This is a genomic window from Komagataeibacter diospyri (assembly GCF_043995075.1).
GTDB classification, from domain to species: domain Bacteria; phylum Pseudomonadota; class Alphaproteobacteria; order Acetobacterales; family Acetobacteraceae; genus Komagataeibacter; species Komagataeibacter diospyri.
The window spans coordinates 2,296,393-2,318,553 of record NZ_CP171836.1 but is presented as its reverse complement, the minus strand read 5'-3'; the positions used below and the strand labels follow the sequence as shown (position 1 = coordinate 2,318,553).

The following is a 22,161-nucleotide window of genomic DNA, read 5'->3' as shown; positions in this document are numbered from 1 at the left end:
CTACATGGATATGTGGCGGGACAGGTGGGACAGGGCGGATTATTCTGCGGATTTACGACCGAATGCATAACTGACCACGGACGCTGCCGCCAGGATCAGGAACCCGAACACCTTGCAGTACGTCGGGATCTTTTTTTCATGCAGGCGGACTTCACCCTTCAGGCCGGCCAGATGATCCGTGATCTGCCTGTGCAGTTCGGATTTGTGCTGGTGCAGGGACTTTTCAAAATGCTTCGTGATTTCCTGAATATCTTCAGGGCTGAGCTTGCGAAGGTTTTCAGCGGCACTCATGATCCGGTTTCTCCTGTTACCATTCGATGCAGGTTGCCCGTGCGACTGGCCGGGCGCTTGTCTTGGATGTCGGTTCCGGCGTGGCTGTTTTCAAGGGCGGATATTATATCGTGCCTATTCACAGAACGGGGCCAACCATCGCCAGCACATTGTTCCACAGGACGCGGTATTTTGGCCAGTTCATGACCATATCCAGCGTGATGGGGGTGGCGGCATTGGTATAGGTCTGCTGGCGGGCGTGGATGTCTGCCGTGAACGCAGGGTCCACGAACAGGATATTGTTCTCGAAATTGAGGTCAAAGCTGCGGCGGTCCAGGTTGGCTGACCCGATCATGGTCATTTTCCCGTCTACTGTCAGCGCTTTGGTATGCAGCAGGCCGTGCGGGTATTCGTACAGCCTGACCCCCGCTTCCAGCAGTTCACGGTAATAGCTGCGGCTGGCGCCGGCGACGATCCATGAATCATTACGGGTGGGGACCGTAAGCGTCGTGTTCACGCCGCGCCGGGCAGCCGCGCACAGGGCAGCCTGTATGGGTTCGTCAGGAACATAATAGGGGGTTGTAACCGTAAGATCCCGTGCCGCCGCATTCATGAGTGAGACAAATACTTCCGGCATCGCAGCATAGCGCACGGCAGCACTGGTCCCGATGACCTGGGCCACGAAGCCATCACCTGCCGGTATGTGCGCCGTGGCCAGCAGTTTCGTCAGGTCTTCACCGGTATGGCCGAACCAGTCGGTTGCAAACAGGTGCTGGTTCTGCAGCACGACCGGGCCTTCAAAACGTGTGACCAGATCAACCCATGGGGCGAAGCGCGGCTTGACCCGGAATGCCGCGTCGGCACAGTTCTGGCTGCCGCAATAGGTTACACGGTTGTCAATGACGACAACCTTACGGTGGTTGCGCATGTCGAACCGCCCGCGAAAGGGGCGTTGCAGCAGGTTGCCAATGGGCAGGGCGCGCACAAGCCGCACGCCCGCTGCCTGCATGTCCCGCCAGTGGTGGCTGTGGATCAGTCGCCGCGATCCCAGGTCATCCGCCATGACGCGGCACGTCACACCACGTCCTGCCGCGCGCTTCAGGGCATCGACCACTTTCATGCCGTTATTGTCGGACAGCCAGATATAGAAGCTGATATGTACATGCTCGTACGCGCCATCGATATCACGCACCATGGCAGCGATGGCGGCATCGGAATCTGGCATGAGGGCCGCGGCATTGCCACCCATCGGGGGATAGCCACTGATGGACTGTCCGACGCGGAACAGCGGGGCAAGGCGTGGATGCAGCCCGAAATCACGTTCGGCGTCGATCAGCGCGTTACTGGTCTTGCCCGGAACGGGTAACTGCCTGATGGCCTCACGGATACGTTCAAGGATACGCCCGTTCAGATGGGTTTCGCCCAGCAGCAGGTAGGCAATCATGCCAAGGACGGGCAGGGAGCCGATAATGGCCACCCATGCCACGCGTGATGCGGGCTGGCGGTGTGGCCTGAGCAGGACGCGGATGATGAACAGGATCTGGAGACTGATGGTGGTTGCCGCACTGACCCAACCCCATTGCATGACCTGTTCCCATCCTGTCTGGAAATGATGTGTGACAGCGGGTATCGTATCGCCTTGGTACGGTATGGACAACTGATGGTGGCCATGACCGTCGTTGGTATCTGTTGCGGATGGACCGTGGAAACTGTTTAAAGACGACTCAGTGAATCAATAAAAAAGTTTCTGCGTGTCGACTCTTTAAAAAGGCGGCCAACACAACGCTCATCCTTCATGTTCGATACCCTCTGGTCATGCACACGCGATTATAGACATGACTGGTAACGCCATACTGACCTGCCAAAACTGTGGTCTCGCTGACAGGCTCTGGACTGGCGCAAAATCATTACAGGTCCATATGCCGGATGCATATAATAATTAATCCTGATCAATATATATTTTTTTGTATTTTCAAATAATTATGTAATAAAAATTGGACAGGCCAGCCGATTGTCATTTCTGTCTGGGTTGTGGGGCGACCGGTACGGATGGTGGTTTGGGCGGGCGTGGCGTCACCTGGTGACTCCCATCTGGAACAGGGGATGTGTTCTGTTCAGGCGGATCTGTCGTCGTACGGCCAGAAAGCGGGTTTGTGCCCCGTGTCTGTGCCAGCGCAGTCACAATCGTCCATGCTACGGCCCATTTCGATCCGGGCGCAGGCCCACGACAGAAACGGGCCAGTAACGCGCAGGTCGAAATAATGAAGGAGAGAATTACAACTGCATCTCCCGCATACTGCGTAGGTAATAGTGAAAGGATGCTCTGAAGTGAGATCGGGTAATCCATGACACAGATTTCCGTCAGGGAAGGCCGCCACAAATGGCGACCTTCTCCAAAGTTTGGAACATAGCGTTCAGGTGGCGGGACGGATATCCGGCTGGCGGCTGTCAGCCCATTCATCAAAGGCAAAGATCTGCCCGTAATCATGTACTTCCGTCAGGAAGGTCCGGTCGTCCACCAGCGCAATGCGCACTGTGGGGGCAAGCGTACCGCCAATACGGTAAGTCGCCGGGTTCTGCGGGTCTGTGCCCGGTGCAGGCAGCGTATCGATAAAGGACTGCACATACCCCATCGGGTCTACAAAGTGGCTGTACGTTTCATATGGCGCGGATGACGGGTTGCCCAGTACCAGCCCCGAACTGTTCAGGGGCGTATAGGGACCGAAAAGACCATGGCGCGAAACAAAGCCATATACTCCATCCGGGCCTTCCAGCCCACCGGTGTAGGTGGAATGATGGCTGATGGTGAAGATGTAGGTCAGGCCGTTATGGAACACCACATGTGGCCGCTCGGTCTGGTCATTCACCCCAAGGGCGGTAACCAGCGCAGGCAGCATTTCCCACCGTGAGAAATCACCCTTCCCGTAAGACGAAACCAGGCGGGCAATGCCGATGGCGGCAGCCCCGTACTGGGCGCCTTCACCAACATTGTAGCCCGGTGGCAGCCTGCCTGCCTCGCGGTCGGTAATGACAAACTCGCCGCGCATGCCTGGTACGTTGCCTTCAAACAGGCAGTAGACCTGCCCATCCGCCGGGTTGATGAACGGGTGGGGATCACGGAAGTCGAAATACGGGTCCTGCGAAGCATTGGCGTAATGCAGACCATCGGCCGAGAACATTTCGGTCGTGGTTTCAAACCCGTCAAACCAGACACCGGTATCATCGGCATAGATGCGACCGGAGGAAACCGAAGGCACGCTCTGGTTCGTATCGGTGTTGACGGACGTATAGAACATGTCGAGCACGTTCTCGCTACCCTTGCGCATGATCAGGCTGCCCGACCATTCATCGGGCCGCAGGTCAGCGCTTTTGTTGAGCAGACGGCCGCCGAATGTCCAGTCGATGCCATTGCGGCTGTAGTAATAGCCGATAAAGGCAAAGGCGTTGCGGTTGTGCCAGCCGGCGGCATCATCGCCAGTCTGGGCGCGCTCGGCTACGAGCGACCACATCACGTACCAGCCCTTGAAGGTGACCGTCTCGCCCGTGATGCGGCGCAGGGCGCCGGTATCCCACTGCCACAGCGCATCATCAATGACCGGAAAATCCTGGGCAATGACGGGCATGGTGGTGGTTGGATCATCGGCATGCACCTTCAGTGCATCCGCGATGGTCCAGACGGAAGGAATGCGTGCATTGGAAGAAACCATGGTTTTCATCCTGTCGGCAGGGCACAATAATCCAGTGCCGATGCTCATTGCATTTTAAGTATTGTTTCATATAGCGCATAATTTTTTGCGTTATATTATGTTCCGTCAGGCGGATATTGTCTTTCTCGCTTCTGACAATATGAAATATATCCCGATTGCATGCAGGCATCAAACGAAAGGACCATGCGCCCTATCGCTGTCCGCTGCTCACGGCAATGAATACATGATGATCGACAGCATGACGTCCCGGGCGTATCGCAATATGCCTTCCTCGCTGCCGTTCAACTTGTCATGGCTGCCATCGGAATTAATTGACGATACGCCTTAATGTATCGTGGCATGGGGCGTGCCGCTGCCAGCCATCACCTGTCGCGCCGCCGCAATGGCGGTATGGAGCTGTGCATGGATATTGGCGGTTCCTATGACCGGGGTGATGCGATGGCGGTCCATGTCGGCCCGCAGGTAGGGGGTGACACGGCCAAATATCACGGTGACATGCCGGCCCCGCAGGGCCGTGAACAGGTCACGCAGGTCGCTGGCGGCAGAAAAATCGATATCCGTGATGGCGCTGGCGTCGATCACAAGGCACCGGACGGGGCTGGGCGCACTGTCAACCAGCACCTGCACATCATGCGCGAACCGCGTGGCGTTGGCGTAGAACAGGTCGGCACAGAAACGATAGACAATCAGCCCTGGCGCGGTCTGCTGCCCGGCCCTGACGTCATAGGGTTCCAGCAGTCCGGACTGCCCGTCGCGGCGCAGGATCATCGTATGGGGTTCGTAGCTGTGGCGTACATGGCGGAACAGCGACAGCGCGATGGCAAGGAATATGCCCTGTTCCACCCCGATGCCGATAACGGCGGCGGCAGTAACCAGCGCCAGCCCGAATTCGCCGGGGCTTTCGCGCCGGATGGCCATCATCGCCCGTACGTCAATCATGCCCAGCGCCACCGTAAAGACAATGGACGCCAGCACGCAGCGCGGCAGGTATTGCAGCGGCGCAGTCAGGAAAACCAGCACCAGCATCGTGACGATGGCGAATGTCAGTTGCGCAAGCTGGCTGCGTGCCCCTGCCCGCACGGCCATCGCGGTCTGGGTCGGGCTGCCGTTGACGGTGAACGTCCCGCTCAGCCCCGCTACCGCATTGGCGGCGCACAGGCCCAGTATGTCTGCATTGTCATCCACCGGATCATGGAATTGCAGTGCAAAGGCGCGTGATGTCGCGGCACTCTGCGCAATGATGACAAAAACGCATGATGTCGTGGCGGGCAGCAGCGCCAGCATGTCATTCCATGATACATCGGGTATGGACAGGCGCGGCAGGCCCCCCGCAATCGGGCCGATGGTCTCGATCCCGAACCGGGGCAGGCCGAAGGTCATGCTGATCATGATTGTACCCACCACGGTCATCAGCGCCAGTGGCGCACGTGGCGCCAGCCGGTCCCCCGCCATGATTATGGCCACGATGCAGGTGGACAGCAGAAGGGTCGGGACATTCACATGCGAAAGCTGCGCCAGTGTCTCGAACAGTTGCAGTACCGGGTTATGCGCCGTGGTGGTAATGCCCAGCATGTCGCGCGTCATGGTCAGTGCGACCTGCACCCCTACCCCGGCCAGAAAACCCACCAGCACGGTGCGTGAGAGGAAATCTGCCAGGAAGCCCAGGCGGAACAGGCGCGCCACCAGCAGGAAACCTGCGCTGAGCAGGGCAACCATGCTGACCAGCGCCATGTAATGCGCACTGCCCGGTATCGCCATACGGCCCACCGCGCTGGAAAAAATGGCGGCGGTGGCGGAGTCTGCTGCAACAACCAGATGTTTTGATGCCCCAAAACACGCGAACGCTACCAGTGGCAGCAGCACCGTATACAGCCCTGTCACCGCTGGCATGGCCGCAATGCGCGTGTAGCCCAGAACCTGCGGAATATTCATGGAGGCAAGCGACAGGCCGGCAAGGATATCATGCAGCCGTGCATGCAGTCCTTTGCGGGGGGGTGTCCCGTCTGCCGTTGCGTCAGAATCCGATCTGCCTGTTCCGGTCTGCATGACCAACACCGTCCATTATCCACATGACCGGACCGGCAACGCGCCAGCCTTTACAACGGTATGTGTTCAGTAGTGCCGGTCATATCCGGAAAGATCGCGCGCCTGACAATAGCAGCACCCTGACACCTGCCATGCCAGGCACCATGGTATTGGTTCAGGGAAAGAGTCTAAAATAAATAATTAATAAAAAACAATAAAAGTTTGCAATTTTCATCTTTTTTAAAATAAGTTTTTCCATAATATTTTTGCAAAAAGCTTCATAAAAAAACTTTTCAGTCTTTTATTGTAGATGTTCGCTTTCGCTATCCATATCGTGAACCAGTGCCTGCGCCAGTGCCTGATGGGACTGGATCAGTCTGACATTATCCTTATCAAGCTTCGGCGTGTCCTTGGTCTTTTTCGGTGGTGCCTGGACCATGGTGTTTGTCATTTCGAATGTAGTCAGGCTCATGACAAAATCCTCTGCCGACATGCCGTGCTGCTGCAGGATTGCCTGAAGCTGTGGCATGGCCTGCGTGCGCCGGATGGTGGTGGCCAGTGTCATGTTGGTGGTCTGGGTGGGGGGAATGATATTGGCACGCCTGATCTGCCGGATCAGGGGCAGCATGCGGGCAAAGAAATCCTTGGGCAGCTTGTACTGCGCCACCTTGCGTATGTCCTGCTGAATGGCTTCATGCACCGCGCGCTGGATTTCCGCGCGCTGTTCCGCTGTTGGGCCATGGTGTTCTTCCACCTGCTGCGCATGGGCCGGGCGCAGCAGGTGGAAGAAACCAAGCGCGCAGGCGCTGGCCACAAGCATGCCCCGCAGGGGAAAGGATATCATCGGTCGCTCCATTTACCCCGTCCAGATCGGGAATCGCTGCGATCAGCATGGCTGACATTGTGTTCATGCTGATTTTGCGGGACAGGTCCATTCAGTCAATATGAATGAAAAAGCAATAAGGGAGCGGTCAGGCAGGATCAGGCGTTTTCAACGGTGTCGCAGTCGTTCCATATGCAAGCCTGTTCCATGCCCCATCTGATGGCGGTCGTTGGCTGTATCGTGCTGTCCGGCACGAACTGGAAGGTGACGCGAACGGGATGGTCAACCGCCTATTCCCAATTCGTAATGTGTCCGCAGAGCCATGATTTCCCGCATCCTGCTCCACGCACCGCTTTATGTTGCCATCTGGTAATACGGTCAGAAGCCCATCCTGAGCATTTTCATGAGCTATGAAATGGAACCGGAGCAGCCTGCCTCTGGTCATCAGGATGTCTTTCAGGAGAATCTGGCAGACAGGCGCATGCCAGGTTGCAAAACGCTGTCAGCGACCCGGGGGCGCCATGAATTCTGGCCCGACCGGATCCTTGATGCATAACTTGAGGATTGCATCGATTTCCTGCAGGTCATCAGCGCTCAGGTGCCAGCCGATTGCATCGGCGACCGCTGCAATCTGGTCCGGGCGGCGTGCGCCCCACAGGGCAATGGTTGGCCCCTGATCCAGTACCCAGCGAATGGCCAGTGCCAGAAGTGACTTGCCATGTTTCTCGCGTGCGAAATCCTGCAACTGCCGCACGGCTTCCAGATATTGGGTAAAGCGGGGTGGCTGGAACTTCGGGTCCGCACTGCGCAGGTCATCAGGGCCGAATCTGGTCTGCGCCGTCATCTTGCCTGACAGCAGGCCACGGCACAGCGGACCGTAGGCAAGGATGGTCAGGTCATGCTGGCGTGCATAAGGCAGGATATCGTGCTCCATCCCACGCTCAAACAGATTATAAGGCGGCTGTACCGTTGCCAGAGGCGCGACCGCGCGAAAGGCATCCATTTCGGCGATGGTGAAGTTGCTGACACCAAGCGCCAGTACCTTGCCTTCCCTGACCAGATCTTCCAGCGTGCGGGCGGTTTCATCCATTGGCACGGCGGAATCAGGCCAGTGGACCTGATAAAGGTCGATGTAATCGGTACGCAGGCGGCGTAGAGAATCCTCGATCTCCTTGCGGATACGGGCGGGCGATGTATTGCGGAACGGCTTGTGATCATCCTTCCAGTCCAGTCCGACCTTGGTTGCGATCGCCACCTTGTCCCGCCGTCCGGTAAGAGCCTGTCCCACAATTTCTTCCGAATGGCCAAAACCATAGACGGGTGCCGTATCGACCAGTGTTATGCCCAGATCAACGGCTTCCTGAATGGTGGCAATGGCGTTGCGGTCGTCCGGACCACCCCACATCCATCCGCCAATGGCCCATGTGCCAAGCGCAATGCGCGAGACAGGATGCCTAAGCCCACGGATTGTGGTGGTTTCCGTAACAGACGCCTGCGTCATGAATACTCTCCGTGTTCGTGAACCGGGTATGACGGTCATAACCGTCACGTATGTAACCGTACCACAGGGGAAGATGACGTGTTATCCGTCACCACAGGGCACAGCTATGCCCCATCATTCTCAATCTTCCCTTACATGCAAGTGCGGCATGTCTTATAAAGATTTTTTGAATATAACTAACTGATAAAAAACAATAAAATTTTTTGGCGCCATCTTTTTGCAACAAGGTAAGGGCTTCTTTGAAGCTTTTTGAAAAAAGATTCACCAAAAACTTTCTTATGATTGCCTGGCATCGTTTGACCAGACCGCATTGAAGCCTTCAATTAAGTCCTTCACGTAGAACGGCGACGTTTCTTCGTGTTCATTGAGGAATGTATTTCCCCCAGGCAATAATGGAATGTAAATAAACGGCGCGACCTTCGGGAAGGCGGAGAGTAATATATTTGACAAACTGTAAAATAATGGGCGTTAAAACGCCATTTTCTGAAATAATGATTTTATATATTATTTTTTTTGTATTGATATATTAATTAAAAATTCATCGGTAAATAGATCAGATCTCTATCGCCGGATCTGATCTGTCAATAATTTTGATAGAAACATTCAAGGGGCAAGTCAAATGGCTTCCCCTCTGAAAAATGATGTGGCGGACTCGAAAGGATTCGAACCTTCGACCTTCGCCTTCGGAGGGCGACGCTCTATCCAGCTGAGCTACGAGTCCACTTCCGCCTGCATACATCGGGATCAGGCCGAATGCCACCCCTGAAATCAGGAAAAATCATTGCGGAGCGACCCAGTCCATCCATCCTGGCAGAATGGGCAGTGGGGCTGCGCGTCCTTTCTGATCTGCCATCCATGCCGCTGCCGCCATGTCCCCGCCCGATGGCAGGAAGTTGTCGGGATTGACGATCCAGCTTGTCACGTCCGCCGTAATCCGGCTGGCGTCACGGCTGCGCAGCAGCAGGTGGTAGCCGCCGGGAATATAGTCACGTCGCGTGGCCTGTGGCATGCGCCGCCATGCCCGTGCCATGGCCGGTGCGGGAATGATCTGGTCATGCCCGCCATAGATGATCAGCACACGCCCTTGCATGTGCGTATCCACCAGTGCCGCGCGGTGCATGAGGTCTGTCAGCCCGGACAGCGCCAGCGTGCTGGTGTCACGCAGGGTCAGCGGGTCGTAATACAGACGGGCAAGGGCCAGCATGTCATCGGCCGCCGTGACATGGACGGGCAGTTCACGCCCGCTCAGCCGCCACCGGGGGGCGAGTGCCGCAATCAGGCGGGTGGTCGTGCGCGTGCCGGTATCAAGATCCCATACCGCAGGGGCAAGCAGGATATAGCCTGCCACTGGCGGCGTGTCGGTCCGTGACGCCAGCACGATGGCCAGCGCGCCCCCCATGCTTTCACCCATGACATATACGGGAACACCGGGGTGTTCGCGTTCAATGGTGGCCAGAAGGGTAGATGCGACATTCAGCAGCGCGTCTGTTCCGACCCATCCGCCACGCTGTGCCGTCTGGCCAAAACCGGGCAGGTCGGGGGCAATGACGGTCATGCCGGCCGCATTCAGCGCGGGTGCCGGATGTTCCCATGCATCACGGCTGTCATTGAAGCCATGCAGTGCCAGAATGATGGCCCGTTCCGCTCCGCGCGCGGGCCAGATCCGCAGCGGTACGGCACCGACACCCGCAATCGTGACCGTTCGGTCCGCAGGGACCAGGCGGGCCAGGTCGGGGTGATGCGCAGGGGGCGGCGGGGGCGGGGCTTCATGTGTGGTGCAGGCCGCCAGCATCACAAAAAGCGCTGGATAAAGCAGGCGTGACAGGCGAATGTTTGAAAGCACGGCAATCCTGCGTATCATTATGGACAAGCGCATGGGCCGCCTGTGGGCGGACATGCAAACCAAAGCCGGACAACAACCCGAGGCCCGTCAAAATGCAAGCCCTGTCCCACGATCCCGTCCCGCACCCCCGTCTGGGTACGATTGAAACCATCGTTGTCGATTCGCGTACCCTGTCCTGTGACGGGGGGCTTGGCGCGCTGGGGCATCCGCGGGTTTTCCTGCGCATTGGCCATCATCAGACGTTCTGCCCGTACTGCTCGCGGCTGTTCGTGCTCAGCCCCGATGCCCCGGCTGGCACCGGTCACTGATCGCATCCTGATACATGTCCAGCGACAAGCAGGTTCACCTGATCCTGGTGGATGGTTCGGGGTTCATTTTCCGCGCCTTTCACGCACTGCCTCCCATGACCAGCCCCGACGGCACGCCCGTCAATGCGGTGTATGGTTTTTCGAACATGCTGTCGCGCCTGCTGCGCGAACATGCGGGTACCCATCTGGCGGTCATATTCGATGCGGGACGCCATACCTTCCGCAATGACCTGTATGGTGAATACAAGGCCCACCGCCCCGAACCGCCAGAGGAACTGCGCCCGCAATTCAGCCTTGTGCGCGATGCGACGGCCGCCTTCGGCGTGCCGGCGCTGGAGGAAGCGGGATGGGAAGCCGATGACCTGATCGCGGCCTATGCCCGCAAGGTGACGGATGCGGGCGGGCAGTGCACCATCTATTCATCCGACAAGGACCTCATGCAGCTCATCCGCCCCGGCGTGATGATGATGGACCCGATCAAGAACCGCCCGATCGGACCGAAGGAGGTCGAGGCCAAATTCGGTGTCATCCCGGGCCAGGTGGCTCAGGTGCAGGCCCTGATTGGCGACCCGGTGGACAACGTGCCCGGCGTGCCAGGCATCGGCCCCAAGACGGCGGCGACGCTTATGGCGGAATATGGCTCACTGGACGCCATACTGGCCGGTGCCGAGGGCATGAAGGCGTCCAAGCGGCGCGACAACCTGCTGGCCCATGCCGACATGGCGCGCCTGTCGCTGCAACTGGTGACATTGCGTGAGGACGCGCCGTGTCCCGAACCCCTGTCCGACCTTGCCTGCTGCGATGTGGACATGGAACGTCTGGGTGCATGGCTGTCGGATATGGGGTTTTCGTCACTGCTGCAGCGCATGGGGCTGAAGGCAAAGCCGCGTCCGCGCATATCCGCCCATGTCACACCGGCGGGGCTCAGCCAGCCTGCGGGGGAACTGCCCCCCATCCCGTCGGAACCCTATGGCGGTTACGAAACGGTGACCGGGCCCGAAGTGCTGCGGGAATGGGTGGAACAGGCCCGCACCAGCGGGGTCTGCGCGGTAGATACGGAAACCGACGGCCTGGACCCGCTTACGGCCCCGCTGGTCGGCATATCGCTCGCCCCGCAATCTGGCCGCGCATGCTATATCCCGCTTGGTCATCAGGTTGATCTGATGGACAGCCTTGGCACCCCGCAGATGCCGGTAAAGACCGCGCTGGAAATCCTTGAACCGCTGTTTGCCGACCCATCGGTGCTCAAGGTATTTCAGAATGCCAAATTCGACCTGCTGGTGCTGACACAGGCAGGCAGCGTCCAGCCCGCGCCGATCGATGACACCATGCTGGTATCCTACGCCCAGTCGGCGGGAAAGCATGGGCAGGGAATGGATGAACTCTCGCGCCTCACACTTGACCATACGCCCATCCCCTACGACGAGGTAACGGGCACAGGTCGTAACCGCATGGTGTTTTCCAAGGTTGATATCGCCCGCGCCACACCGTATGCGGCGGAGGATGCGGATGTGACCCTGCGGCTGTGGCAGGTGCTGAAACCCCGGCTTCGCACCAACCATGCGCTGGCGCTGTATGAGGAAATCGAACGTCCGCTGGTGTCGATCCTGGCGGATATGGAACGCGCGGGCATCGCGGTTGATGCGAATGACCTGCGCGCCATGTCCACCGAATTCGCGCAGCGCATGGGCGTAATCGAGGCCGAGATTCACAAGCTGGCCGGTCGCGGTTTCAATGTCGGCTCCCCCAAGCAGCTGGGTGAGATCCTGTTTGATGAAATGGGCCTGCCCGGCGGCAAGCGTACGAAGGCAGGGGCATGGGGCACGGATTCATCTGTGCTGCAGGACCTGGCGGATCAGGGGCACGACTTGCCCGCGCGCATACTGGCATGGCGGCAGCTGGCCAAGCTGAAAAGTACCTATGCCGATGCGCTGCTTAACCAGATCAACCCCGCAACAGGGCGAGTGCATACATCGTTCCAGATGGCGGTGACGACAACGGGCCGCCTGTCATCGAACGACCCCAACCTGCAGAACATTCCCATCCGCACGGAGGAAGGCGGGCGTATCCGCCGGGCCTTTGTCGCAGCTCCCGGGCATGTCCTGGTCTCGGCGGACTATTCCCAGATTGAACTGCGGCTACTGGCGGATGTGGCGGATATCCCCGCATTGCGTGAGGCATTCGAACTGGGTCAGGATATTCATGCCCGCACGGCGTCCGAAGTGTTTGGCATCCCGATCGAAGGCATGGACCCGCTGACGCGCAGGCGCGCCAAGGCCATCAATTTCGGCATCATTTATGGCATCAGCGCCTTCGGGCTGGGGCGCCAGCTTGGCATTCCGCCCGGGGAGGCGCGTGGCTATATCGACGCCTATTTCGCCCGGTATCCCGGCATTCGCGATTACATGGAACGGGTGAAGGTCGAGGCACGGGCGAAGGGGTATGTCACCACGCCGTTTGGCCGCCGCTGCTGGGTGCCCGGCATTGCCGACAAAAGTGCCGTGCGCCGCAACTATGCCGAACGTCAGGCCATCAACGCCCCGTTGCAGGGGGGGGCTGCCGACATCATCAAACGGGCCATGGTGCGAATTCCTGCCGCCCTTTCGGACGCAGGGCTTGACGGACGCATGCTCCTTCAGGTCCATGACGAACTTGTGTTCGAGGTGCGCAAGGATGATGCCGATCGTCTGGCAGCCCTCGTCAGGCAGGTCATGGAATCCGCAGCCACCCTTTCGGTGCCGCTGGTCGTGGAAACCGGGACCGGAACGAATTGGGCGGATGCACACTGATGATGCGAAATGAACGGGACCGGTTCTTTGTTATTGTGGGGCTGGTCATACTGACGGTTTCTTCGGTCGCCGGATATTTCGGCTACCGTTATTCCAGCAATGCCCCCGTGCCGCTGACCACGTATGGCAATCCGGTTGGTGGTTCATTCCGTCTGATCAATGGGGCGGACGGGTCGGTGATGGATACCGATTTCCGCGGGCGGTGGATGATGATCTATTTTGGCGACACCCACTGTCCTGATACGGTCTGTGGCGCGACCGTGAAGGCGATGGCCGACGGGGCGGAGGCGCTGGGCCGTGACCGTGCGCATCTGGTGGTGCCCATTTTCATTTCCCTTGATCCCATGCGCGATACGACGGAGGTGCTGCGTACCTATGCCCTGCGTTTCGGCACGCATGTCACGGTCATGACGGGATCGCCCAAGATGTTGCAGGCGGTGGCAAAGGAATACCATGCGCCTTATGTCCGCCATGACGGAGAAAATGGCGAATACAGCATGGAACCTGCCAGCCAGATCGTGATCATGTCGCCCACCGGGCGGTATGCGGGCAGCCTGCCGTCCACCGCCACGGCGGCGGATGTTACCGCGCGCATGACGGAACTCATGAACGCGCCGGGCAAGAACTGAAAACAGCAGGACCGCGCATGAAGGCACCATGGCAGGCATCCGGCGCGTTCCTTCTCGTGCTGGGGGGAATATTGCACGGCCTGCCTGCCCGTGGTGCTGATGGCACGCAGGGCAGTCCCCACCGTGGGGGCACATTGCGGCTGACGGCGGTCAGTGCCGCAGGGACGCTGGACCCGCAGATCAATTACAGCAGTCAGTACATGCAGCTTATGGGTGTCATGTATGATGGCCTGCTGACCTATCCCAAACTGGAAGGTCCGGCCGGGGCGCAGGTCGTGCCCGATCTGGCGCAGTCCATGCCCGAACGGCTTGATGACGGGCGCACATGGGTGTTTACCCTGCGTGATGGCATCCGTTTTTCCGATGGGACATCCCTGACCGTGGCCGATGTGGCGGCGTCCCTGCAAAGGCTGTTTCGTGTCGGCTCCCCTACGGCGGGGTCATTTTACGGGGGGATCGTCGGGGCGGATGAATGCCTGCGCGATCCCGCCCACTGCACGCTGGCCGGTGGGGTGGAAACGGATATTGCCACGCGTCACATCACCATTCACCTGACTGCGCCGGATTCCGAATTTCCGCAAAAAATCGCTTTCGGGCATGCGGTGATCCTGCCTGCCAGCACGCCTGCCCATGACCTTGGCAATGTCGCGGCACCCGCGACGGGACCATACCACATCGTATCCTCCATCCCTGACCGGGGGATGCGGCTGGAACGCAATCCCTACTTTCATGAATGGAGCGAGGCCGCGCAGCCTGACGGCTATGTCGATATCATACAGTACGATTATGGCCTGTCGGAAGAAGATGCCGTCACCGCAGTTGAACGGGGACAGTATGACTGGATGGCGGGCCTGAAGCCGCTGGATCGGCTGGGGGAAATTGGCGGGCGATATACATCGCAGGTTCATGTCTATCCGCTGTACGGCCTTATGTACATGCCCATGAACGTCAATATTCCGCCCTTTAACGATATCCGCGCGAGGCAGGCGGTCAATTACGCGCTGGATCGTCGCGCCATGACCATCCTGTATGGCGGGTCGGGCATTGCGGCCCCGCTATGCCGCATGGTGCCCCCCGGCCTTCTGCCCGGTGACGGGCAATGCGCCTGGACCGAAGGCGCGGATCCCGATCATCCGGCCCCGCGCTGGACCCGGCCCGATATGGTGCGCGCGCGCCAGCTTGTGCGCGAAAGCGGAACCATGGGGCAGGACGTGACCCTGATCGTCCCGGCCACCGCCATGGATACCAGCATGGGCACCTACCTGCGCGACATGTTGCAGGATATTGGCTATCACGCGCGGCTGCACCCGCTTTCGGCAGCCATGGAACTGGCCTATGCCCAGAACAGTGCCAACCATGTCCAGATCAGCCTGATGGGATGGTATGCGGATTACGTATCGCCATCCAATTTCGTGGATACGCTGTTTGACTGCGACAATTTTCATCCCGGTTCCGACAGTTCGATCAACATGTCGGGGTTGTGTGATGCCGGGGTTCAGACGCTGGTGGCGCGTATCCGGCACGAACATGACCCGCAGATGATGCAGGACCTGTGGCAGCAGGTGGATGACCGCATCACCCGGCTGGCCCCTGCTGCCCCCATGATCAGCATAAGTTATGTGGATCTGGTCTCGCCCCGGTTGGGGAACTATTTTTCCACGCGGCTGTATCACATGACGTTTTCACGCGTGTGGGTAAAGTAAAGGACTGTTTGAAAAAAGATTGTTGATGGGAAATAAAAGTTTTTGGGTGTCGCCTTTTTTGAAAAGGGCTTCACCAAAAACATTCTTATGATTACCGGATGTTTGCCAGGCAGTCTTTTCAAACAGCCTCCAGGAACGGAAGCAGGCATTAAAAAACCCCGCCGGAAGACCGGCGGGGCGGATGCGGGACGTATCCCGGATCAGAGCATGGACTTCGCGCGGGCTTCAACTTTCGCGCAGGCCTGCTTGCGAATGTCGGTTGATGCGTCTTCCAGCGAGATCGGTGCCTTGCCACCCACCTTCAGCAGGCCGGTGGACCCATCGGCATAGGACATGTTGCCCTTCTGGTTGGACGGCACGTCGTTGGTCTTCTTGTTGAACGCCGCCAGCACGGGCCATGCCTCGGACGCGGTCAGGTAATTGGACTGGATGCAGTAATTCATGATGCCGCCCAGATCGGCGGGCTTTGCCGTGGCCACGGCCGAGTACACCGTATCGGCTGACAGGGAACCGGGCTTGATCGCCTCGACCTGATTGGCGACGCCAGCACCGGTCGGGGGAGAAATTTCAGCGGCATGGGCCGCAAGTGGCGCGACTGCCATGATTGTGGCGAATGCACCGGCAGACAGAACGCGACTGAACGACACCATATTGATTTCCTTACGTTGTTTATCAGGCGGGGGTGAAAGCCCGGCGCCATTTGTAAATCTGTGTGTCAAACATAACACGATGTGGCAGGCCGGTACCCGTGCGGCTGATATGTCTGGCATTCGGCTTTTCGATATATAGTACCCTTGTCCATTCAGCCCTGCGCCCCATAAACCTCTGTTGTCCGGGGGGAATTCCCCCTTTCGCACGGCATGGGCGCGGTGTGGGCACGGGTGCCATCATTCGTCAAGAAGTCGTGAGGAAGCTTAATGCAGCACTTCCAGGGCATGGAAACCGTCATACGGACGCAATGGACATTGAGTCCGCCCTGACTTCGTGGGAATGCTTGGCCATACTTGGCCCTAACCCTGTGCACGGGATCAACATGCAGCATTTGCGCCTTCTTCTGAAAGATGTCTGGTATCTTACCCGTCCCTATTTCACGTCCGAGGACAGGAAATGGGCATGGGGCCTGCTGGCGGCGGTACTGGTCCTGACCTTTTCCATAGTGGGGCTGGACCTGCTGCAATCCTTCTCGCGCAATGCCTATTACACGGCCCTGCAGCAGCGTGATGCGAAGACCTTCCTGCGCGGCCTGTTCTGGTATGTACATAATGACCAGGGCTTCGTGCCGGGGTTCTTCATCGTCACCATTCCCATGGTGCTGTGCAGTATCTATGCCACGTACCTGCAGCAGATGCTGGGCCTGCGCTGGCGGCGGTGGCTGACACAGCGCATGACGCGACAGTGGATGGAAAACCAGACCTATTTTCGCATTGCCGTCACCACGTCCGGGCTGGAAGCAGGCGCCGACAACCCCGACCAGCGCATACAGGAAGACCTGAACAGCTTTGTGACCGATACGCTGACGCAGGTCATCAACCTGCTGTCCAATATCGTGACGCTGTTCAGTTATGTCGGTCTGCTGTGGGTGCTGTCCGGTCCGCTGGAATTACTGGGCATTTCCATACCTGGCTATTTCTTCTGGGCTGCGCTGATCTATTCCGTGCTGGCGACGTGGCTGACACATCTTGCGGGGCACAAGCTGGCGGGGCTGCAGTTTTTCCAGCAGCGTGCCGAGGCCGATTTCCGTTACAGCCTTGTCCATGTCCGCAACAATGCCGAAGGGATCGCCCTGTACCGTGGCGAGGCGGAAGAGCAGGCCGGGCTTAACCGTTCCTTTTCGCGGGTGTATGGCAATTTCCTTGTCATCATGCGCCGGACCAAGTGGCTGGGACTGCTGACGACGGGGCTGGAGGTCGTATCAGGCAACTTCGCGATGCTGATCGGCTCGATCCGGTATTTCGCGGGCAAGATGACGTTCGGCACGCTCATGCAACTGGTCATGGCGTTTTCGCGCGTGCAGGGGGCGCTGGGCTGGCTGTCCACGTCCTATGCCTCGCTTACGACATGGCATGCGGAGGTCGCGCGTCTGGCGACCTTCCAGCGGGTGATGGATCGTGCGCAGGCCATGCGTGACGAGGTTACGGTCGTGCCCGCCGCCGCGAATGCGAACCTGCAGGTCAGCGGGCTGGACGTGTTCCGCCCCGACGGCGCGGCCCTGCTGTGCAATGTCAGTTTTACGCTGGAACATGGACAGATGACGGTGGTGACTGGCCCGTCGGGTACCGGCAAGTCCACGCTGTTCCGCGTGCTGGCGGGGATCTGGCCGTTTGCCACCGGCACCATCACACAGCCGGACGTGGCGATGATGTTTGTCCCGCAGCGGCCCTATGTCCCCACCGGCACGCTGCACCGGGCCGTGACCTATCCCGCCGGTGTGGACGCCTATCCGGAGGTGGACGTGATCGCGGCCCTGCAGCAGGTCGGGCTGGGCGCGCTTGCGCCGCGTATCGAAAGCGAGGAGGCATGGGGGCAGATCCTTTCCCCCGGTGAACTCCAGCGTCTGGCCTTCGCGCGTATCCTGCTGGCGCGGCCGGGCTGGGTGTTTCTTGACGAATCAACATCGAACCTTGACGCAACATCGGAGGCGGCGCTGTACGCGCTGCTGCGTCAGGTATCCCCGGGCATGACGGTTGTCTCCATCACGCATCGGGAATCGGTGGTGGCGATGCATGTCAACCGTGTGGACCTGTCTCCCTTTGCCGTAGCCGCGCCCGAGGGCGACGGGGGAAGCGTCAGTGCGTCCCCTGCATCGCCGCGACCATAAGGTCGGTGTTGTGGCGCATCATGGTGATGTAATCCGGCGCTGGACCACCGGCCGGGGACAGGGCTTCGGCATACAGTTCTCCACCGGGTCTGGTACCGGTCGCCCGCGCCACCTGCTGGACCATGCGCGGATCGGTTGCGTTTTCCATGAAATAGGTGGTGACGCCCGTCTGGCGGATCTGCCGGATCAGGGCGGCGATATCCCCGGCCGAGGCTTCCGTCTCGGTCGAAAGGCCCTGCGGCGCCATGAATGTCAGGCCATAGGTCCGGCCGAAATAGCCAAAGGCGTCATGGCTGGTCAGGATGCGTCGGCGATCGGCCGGTATGGTGGCGATGCGCGCACGTATGTCGCGGTCAAGTGCCTGCAACTGCGTGACGTAAGCTGCGGCTGATGCGCGGAAGCTGTCGGCATCCGCCGGGTCGATGGCGATCAGGGCGTCACGGATGTTGTTGGTCCAGATGATGACATTGGGTACGCTGTTCCAGACATGCGGGTCCGTTTCCGCCTGCTGCAGGCCCGGCGGGGTGTAGATGCTGATCCCGTTGGACACGATGACGGGCGTGCCATGATACCCCGCCGCGTGGGCAAGGCGGCCAAACCAGCTTTCCAGTCCCTCGCCACTCATGAATACGATATCGGCCTGGCGTAGCTGGCGGGCATCATCGGGGGAGGGTTCGAATTCATGCGGGTCGCCATCGGGGGGCACCAGCGACGTGACATGTACATGCGTGCCGCCCACATGCGCCACCACATCGGCCAGAACGGTAAAGCTTGCGACAGCCTGAACCGTATGGGGTACGGGCGCGGCATAGGCAGGCATGACGGACAGGACCCCGCAAAGGCCAAGCAGGCAGGACAGACGGCGCATCGGCGCGAACTCCATTAAAAAAAGACTGCTGATAACAAACAGAAGTTTTTGGGTGCCGCCTTTTTTCAAAAAGCTTCACCTAAAAATTTTGGTTTTCAGGATGTTTCGTGAACGTGTCGTCCTGCGCGCAATCCTGCGGGCGATACGACAAGGGAAAGGATATAAAGCACGCTACATGTCAGGATGATTGATGGCCCCGCCGCCAGCCCGTAATGATAGGATACCAGCAGCCCGATCAGCCCCGCCGCCATGCCCGTTGCGGCGGACAGCACCATCATGGGCAGCAGGCGGCGTGTCCATAGCCGCGCGGTCGCGGCGGGCACCATCATCATGCCCACCGACATGAGCGTGCCAAGGGCTTCAAACCCCGCAACGAGGTTGATGACCACCAGGAACAGGAACACCATGTGGTAGATGCCGCCGCGCCCGCCGGTCATGCGCATGAAACCGGGATCGACGCATTCCATGACCAGTGGCCGCCAGATGATGGACAGCAGGGCGATGCTGAGTGTGGTAATGCCCCCCATCAGGCACAGCGCCGATGCGTCAATGCCCAGAATGGTGCCGAACAGTACATGCAGCAGGTCGATATTCGACCCGCGCGCGGAGACGATCAGTACGCCCAGCGCCAGTGAAGTCAGGTAGAAACTGGCGAAGCTGGCATCTTCGGCAAGCTGCGTCCGCCTGCTGACCAGTCCGGCCAGCAGCGCCACACCCAGCCCTGCCACGATCCCCCCAAGTCCCATGGCCGTCAGCGACAGACCACCCGCCAGAAGGAACCCGACGGCGGCACCCGGCAGGATGGCATGGCTCATCGCATCGCCAATCAGGCTCATGCGGCGCAGTTGCAGCATTACCCCAACAGGCCCCGCCCCCATGCCAAGCGTCATGGACGCCACCAGTGCGCGACGCATGAAGCCGAAGGATGCAAACGGATCCCATAATACGGACAGGATGCTCATGACGGCATGTCCGCCCACCTGTCCCGTGTCCCGCCATAGGCACGCTGCAGGATAACAGGCGTCAGGATGTCGGGAGTCCGGCCCCAGGTCGCCTGTCCGCCATGCAGCAGCACGACATCGGGGAAACAGGTGCGGATCTGGTGGATGTCATGCAGCACGGCAATGATGGTGCGCCCCTGCGCATGCCACTCGCATACCAGTTCCAGCAGGTCCTGTGTCGTGGGCGCATCCAGCGCGGTAAAGGGTTCGTCCAGTACGATGACCCGTGCATCGGTCATCAGCAGCCGGGCAAACAGCAGGCGCTGGAACTGGCCAGCCGACAGGGCCGCGATCATGCGCTGTGCCTGTCCGTCAAGGTTGACGCGATGCAATGCATTGGCCGCACGCAGGCGCACTGTCCGGTCCGCACGGCCAAACAGGCCCGTCTGCTGCCATGCACCGCCCAGCACCATGTCGGTGACACTTATGGGGAAACCCCGGTCGATGATGCGTGCCTGCGGCAGGTAGCCGAAATCACGTGGACCAAGTCCCCCGCGCGTGACCGTGCCATGCGCCAGCGGCACTTCACCCAGTATGGTGCGCAGCAGGGTGGACTTGCCCGTACCGTTGGCCCCTGCAATCGCGGTCATGCTGCCGGGGCGGAAACTGCCGGTTACGTGCCGCCACACCGTCTGACCACCCATGATCGCCCCCGCATCTTCCAGCCGGATCGTGCCGGCAGTCGTGTCAGGGATCATGGTATGGAGACGGCCCATGCGATCAGTCCCCATAATATGGCGCACGGCACTGTCATGCAGGCCAGCCGCTGCCACCATGCGCGTGCCATCCATGTCATGGGTAGCGGGGCAGGGGTCATATCGGGGGTAGGGTGCTGCATGGCTGTCCGTTTGTCTTGGTCCGTGGACGAGGGGGAGACAGGAAAGGAAAGCGGCATGGGAACCCAAAGTGTTATAATATAACATATTCCTATATCATCGACTTGCCCACCGTCAAGGGAAGGCGGCATGGTGTCACCCACATCATGAACAGGGGGTCAGGGCAGGTGACGTTTCATACATGGCTGCTGTTCGCCGCCACTGCTTTCGTATTATCCGCCATGCCGGGGCCGAACATGATGCACGTCATGTCAATCAGCACCCGGTACGGATTTCTGCGCAGTGTGAGCGTCATGGCAGGGTGCATACTGGCGATTGTGCTGGTGGTCATTGCATCGCTTGCGGGCATGGCAGGGGTGCTGGCGGCATCACCACGCCTGTTTGCGGTGCTGCGGATGATCGGGGCGGCGTATATGGTGTTTCTGGGTATCCGGGCATGGCGCGCGCATGACATGGTGGGCGGTAACGGGACAGATCTGTCTTCCATGCCTGCCGTGGCCATGCGGGATCTGTTTCGTGACGGGTTCCTGACCGGGATCAGCAATCCCAAGCTGCTACTGTTCGCCGCGGCCTTTCTGCCTCAGTTTGTCAATCCGGTCGCGGCACGCATGCCGCAATATGTCATGCTGGTGATGACATTCGCGGTGGTGGAGGTGTCCTGCTACCTGGTTTATGCCGGTGGTGGGCGTGTCCTGTCCGTATGGCTGCGTACGCCGGGGGTGCATCGGGTTTTCTGCTTTGTGAGTGGACTCGTGTTCATCGGCTTCGGGGCCATGCTGCTGCTGACGCGTATATAGGGATCACAGTTCACCATGCATGTCCGGGTGCGGGCTGTCATGCTGTCTGTAATGAGCGGTTATATCATGCCTGCACCCTGGCTGACGGGATGGTGTCTGGCAGGTCTGGTGATGGAATGGGTGTATGTAACGGTTTTCATTGTATCATCTGCTTATGGCAGCCTGATGATCCCTGATCTGGAAACGGGCTGGCATCCGGTTTACCTTCATTTCATGTAAATAATTTATAAATATAATAAGAAA

The 22,161-nt window shown here is 59.2% G+C and carries 18 protein-coding genes and 1 tRNA gene; 7 read left to right on the top strand and 12 right to left on the bottom strand.

The features are described 5' to 3' along the window. Window positions 1–39: 39 nt before the first annotated feature. The 8 genes from ACE2AA_RS10905 to ACE2AA_RS10870 form a co-directional block, all read right to left on the bottom strand. A complete protein-coding gene (locus ACE2AA_RS10905; protein ID WP_141301491.1) occupies window positions 40–291 on the bottom strand; it encodes a hypothetical protein in 252 nt (83 codons plus the stop codon). A gap of 118 nt (window positions 292–409) precedes the next feature. Then, entirely contained in the window at window positions 410–1,855 is a 1,446-nt protein-coding gene (gene cls, locus ACE2AA_RS10900) for a cardiolipin synthase (protein WP_141301489.1), read from the bottom strand. 829 nt (window positions 1,856–2,684) lie between these two features. Further along, complete coding sequence (locus ACE2AA_RS10895) at window positions 2,685–3,977, bottom strand: glycoside hydrolase family 68 protein (RefSeq protein ID WP_141301487.1); 1,293 nt, start codon at window positions 3,975–3,977, stop codon at window positions 2,685–2,687. Window positions 3,978–4,301: 324 nt separating this feature from the next. Further along, the gene (locus tag ACE2AA_RS10890) at window positions 4,302–6,023 is read right to left on the bottom strand and encodes a SulP family inorganic anion transporter (protein ID WP_395369755.1); all 1,722 of its coding nucleotides are present in this window, start codon (window positions 6,021–6,023) and stop codon (window positions 4,302–4,304) included. Window positions 6,024–6,303: 280 nt separating this feature from the next. After that, entirely contained in the window at window positions 6,304–6,846 is a 543-nt protein-coding gene (locus tag ACE2AA_RS10885) for a hypothetical protein (RefSeq protein WP_395372195.1), read from the bottom strand. Window positions 6,847–7,327: 481 nt separating this feature from the next. After that, on the bottom strand, window positions 7,328–8,326 hold the full coding sequence (locus ACE2AA_RS10880; RefSeq protein WP_395369753.1) for an aldo/keto reductase: 999 nt from the start codon (window positions 8,324–8,326) through the stop codon (window positions 7,328–7,330). Between the two features lie 644 nt (window positions 8,327–8,970). After that, window positions 8,971–9,047: transfer RNA gene (locus ACE2AA_RS10875), tRNA-Arg, on the bottom strand. Window positions 9,048–9,104: 57 nt separating this feature from the next. Further along, entirely contained in the window at window positions 9,105–10,223 is a 1,119-nt protein-coding gene (locus ACE2AA_RS10870) for an alpha/beta fold hydrolase (protein ID WP_395369751.1), read from the bottom strand. 38 nt (window positions 10,224–10,261) lie between these two features. On the opposite strand from ACE2AA_RS10870, the gene ACE2AA_RS10865 reads away from it, so the two are divergent. The 4 genes from ACE2AA_RS10865 to ACE2AA_RS10850 are packed head-to-tail and all read left to right on the top strand — an operon-like array spanning window position 10,262 to window position 15,598. After that, window positions 10,262–10,477, top strand: a complete 216-nt coding sequence (locus ACE2AA_RS10865; RefSeq protein WP_141261383.1) for a zinc-finger domain-containing protein — start codon at window positions 10,262–10,264, stop codon at window positions 10,475–10,477. 14 nt (window positions 10,478–10,491) lie between these two features. Further along, a complete protein-coding gene (gene polA, locus ACE2AA_RS10860) occupies window positions 10,492–13,266 on the top strand; it encodes a DNA polymerase I (RefSeq protein WP_395369749.1) in 2,775 nt (924 codons plus the stop codon). Beyond that, on the top strand, window positions 13,266–13,895 hold the full coding sequence (locus ACE2AA_RS10855; RefSeq protein ID WP_141261381.1) for an SCO family protein: 630 nt from the start codon (window positions 13,266–13,268) through the stop codon (window positions 13,893–13,895). The genes polA and ACE2AA_RS10855 overlap by 1 nt, the downstream gene beginning before the upstream one ends. A 17-nt stretch (window positions 13,896–13,912) precedes the next feature. Next, window positions 13,913–15,598, top strand: coding sequence for an ABC transporter substrate-binding protein (locus ACE2AA_RS10850; protein ID WP_395369747.1), 1,686 nt, complete (start codon window positions 13,913–13,915; stop codon window positions 15,596–15,598). A 200-nt stretch (window positions 15,599–15,798) separates the two neighbouring features. Here ACE2AA_RS10850 and ACE2AA_RS10845 read toward each other — a convergent pair whose 3' ends face one another. Next, a complete protein-coding gene (locus ACE2AA_RS10845) occupies window positions 15,799–16,248 on the bottom strand; it encodes a DUF2501 domain-containing protein (protein ID WP_141261370.1) in 450 nt (149 codons plus the stop codon). 383 nt (window positions 16,249–16,631) lie between these two features. Here ACE2AA_RS10845 and ACE2AA_RS10840 point away from each other — a divergent pair, with 383 nt between their 5' ends. Next, window positions 16,632–18,416 (top strand): ABC transporter ATP-binding protein/permease, encoded by a 1,785-nt coding sequence (locus ACE2AA_RS10840; RefSeq protein ID WP_193558369.1) that lies wholly within the window; start codon window positions 16,632–16,634, stop codon window positions 18,414–18,416. Here the strand turns inward: ACE2AA_RS10840 and ACE2AA_RS10835 are convergent. The 3 genes from ACE2AA_RS10835 to ACE2AA_RS10825 all read right to left on the bottom strand — a co-directional run bounded on the left by ACE2AA_RS10835 (window position 18,385) and on the right by ACE2AA_RS10825 (window position 21,061). Next, window positions 18,385–19,284 (bottom strand): metal ABC transporter solute-binding protein, Zn/Mn family, encoded by a 900-nt coding sequence (locus tag ACE2AA_RS10835; RefSeq protein ID WP_141261369.1) that lies wholly within the window; start codon window positions 19,282–19,284, stop codon window positions 18,385–18,387. The two genes, ACE2AA_RS10840 and ACE2AA_RS10835, sit on opposite strands and share 32 nt — an antisense overlap. 95 nt (window positions 19,285–19,379) lie before the next feature. Next, complete coding sequence (locus tag ACE2AA_RS10830; protein WP_141261368.1) at window positions 19,380–20,246, bottom strand: metal ABC transporter permease; 867 nt, start codon at window positions 20,244–20,246, stop codon at window positions 19,380–19,382. Continuing rightward, entirely contained in the window at window positions 20,243–21,061 is an 819-nt protein-coding gene (locus tag ACE2AA_RS10825; RefSeq protein WP_395369744.1) for a metal ABC transporter ATP-binding protein, read from the bottom strand. The genes ACE2AA_RS10830 and ACE2AA_RS10825 overlap by 4 nt, the downstream gene beginning before the upstream one ends. A gap of 227 nt (window positions 21,062–21,288) precedes the next feature. Between ACE2AA_RS10825 and ACE2AA_RS10820 the strand changes: the two genes are divergently transcribed. Beyond that, complete coding sequence (locus ACE2AA_RS10820) at window positions 21,289–21,918, top strand: LysE family translocator (RefSeq protein WP_395372194.1); 630 nt, start codon at window positions 21,289–21,291, stop codon at window positions 21,916–21,918. 66 nt (window positions 21,919–21,984) lie between these two features. Beyond that, on the top strand, window positions 21,985–22,137 hold the full coding sequence (locus ACE2AA_RS10815) for a hypothetical protein (RefSeq protein ID WP_395369742.1): 153 nt from the start codon (window positions 21,985–21,987) through the stop codon (window positions 22,135–22,137). Window positions 22,138–22,161 lie beyond the last annotated feature (24 nt).

Bases quoted from the DNA above. Each gene is read 5' to 3' on its own strand.
- ACE2AA_RS10905 (WP_141301491.1), bottom strand. From the start codon at position 291: ATGAGTGCCGCTGAAAACCTTCGCAAGCTCAGCCCTGAAGATATTCAG.
- cls (WP_141301489.1), bottom strand. From the start codon at position 1,855: ATGCAATGGGGTTGGGTCAGTGCGGCAACCACCATCAGTCTCCAGATC.
- ACE2AA_RS10850 (WP_395369747.1), top strand. From the start codon at position 13,913: ATGAAGGCACCATGGCAGGCATCCGGCGCGTTCCTTCTCGTGCTGGGG.
- ACE2AA_RS10815 (WP_395369742.1), top strand. From the start codon at position 21,985: ATGCCTGCACCCTGGCTGACGGGATGGTGTCTGGCAGGTCTGGTGATG.
- ACE2AA_RS10870 (WP_395369751.1), bottom strand. From the start codon at position 10,223: ATGTCCGCCCACAGGCGGCCCATGCGCTTGTCCATAATGATACGCAGG.
- ACE2AA_RS10855 (WP_141261381.1), top strand. From the start codon at position 13,266: ATGATGCGAAATGAACGGGACCGGTTCTTTGTTATTGTGGGGCTGGTC.
- ACE2AA_RS10890 (WP_395369755.1), bottom strand. From the start codon at position 6,023: ATGCAGACCGGAACAGGCAGATCGGATTCTGACGCAACGGCAGACGGG.
- ACE2AA_RS10825 (WP_395369744.1), bottom strand. From the start codon at position 21,061: ATGGTGGCAGCGGCTGGCCTGCATGACAGTGCCGTGCGCCATATTATG.
- ACE2AA_RS10845 (WP_141261370.1), bottom strand. From the start codon at position 16,248: ATGGTGTCGTTCAGTCGCGTTCTGTCTGCCGGTGCATTCGCCACAATC.
- ACE2AA_RS10835 (WP_141261369.1), bottom strand. From the start codon at position 19,284: ATGCGCCGTCTGTCCTGCCTGCTTGGCCTTTGCGGGGTCCTGTCCGTC.
- ACE2AA_RS10885 (WP_395372195.1), bottom strand. From the start codon at position 6,846: ATGATATCCTTTCCCCTGCGGGGCATGCTTGTGGCCAGCGCCTGCGCG.
- ACE2AA_RS10830 (WP_141261368.1), bottom strand. From the start codon at position 20,246: ATGAGCATCCTGTCCGTATTATGGGATCCGTTTGCATCCTTCGGCTTC.
- ACE2AA_RS10895 (WP_141301487.1), bottom strand. From the start codon at position 3,977: ATGGTTTCTTCCAATGCACGCATTCCTTCCGTCTGGACCATCGCGGAT.
- polA (WP_395369749.1), top strand. From the start codon at position 10,492: ATGTCCAGCGACAAGCAGGTTCACCTGATCCTGGTGGATGGTTCGGGG.
- ACE2AA_RS10865 (WP_141261383.1), top strand. From the start codon at position 10,262: ATGCAAGCCCTGTCCCACGATCCCGTCCCGCACCCCCGTCTGGGTACG.
- ACE2AA_RS10880 (WP_395369753.1), bottom strand. From the start codon at position 8,326: ATGACGCAGGCGTCTGTTACGGAAACCACCACAATCCGTGGGCTTAGG.
- ACE2AA_RS10840 (WP_193558369.1), top strand. From the start codon at position 16,632: ATGCAGCATTTGCGCCTTCTTCTGAAAGATGTCTGGTATCTTACCCGT.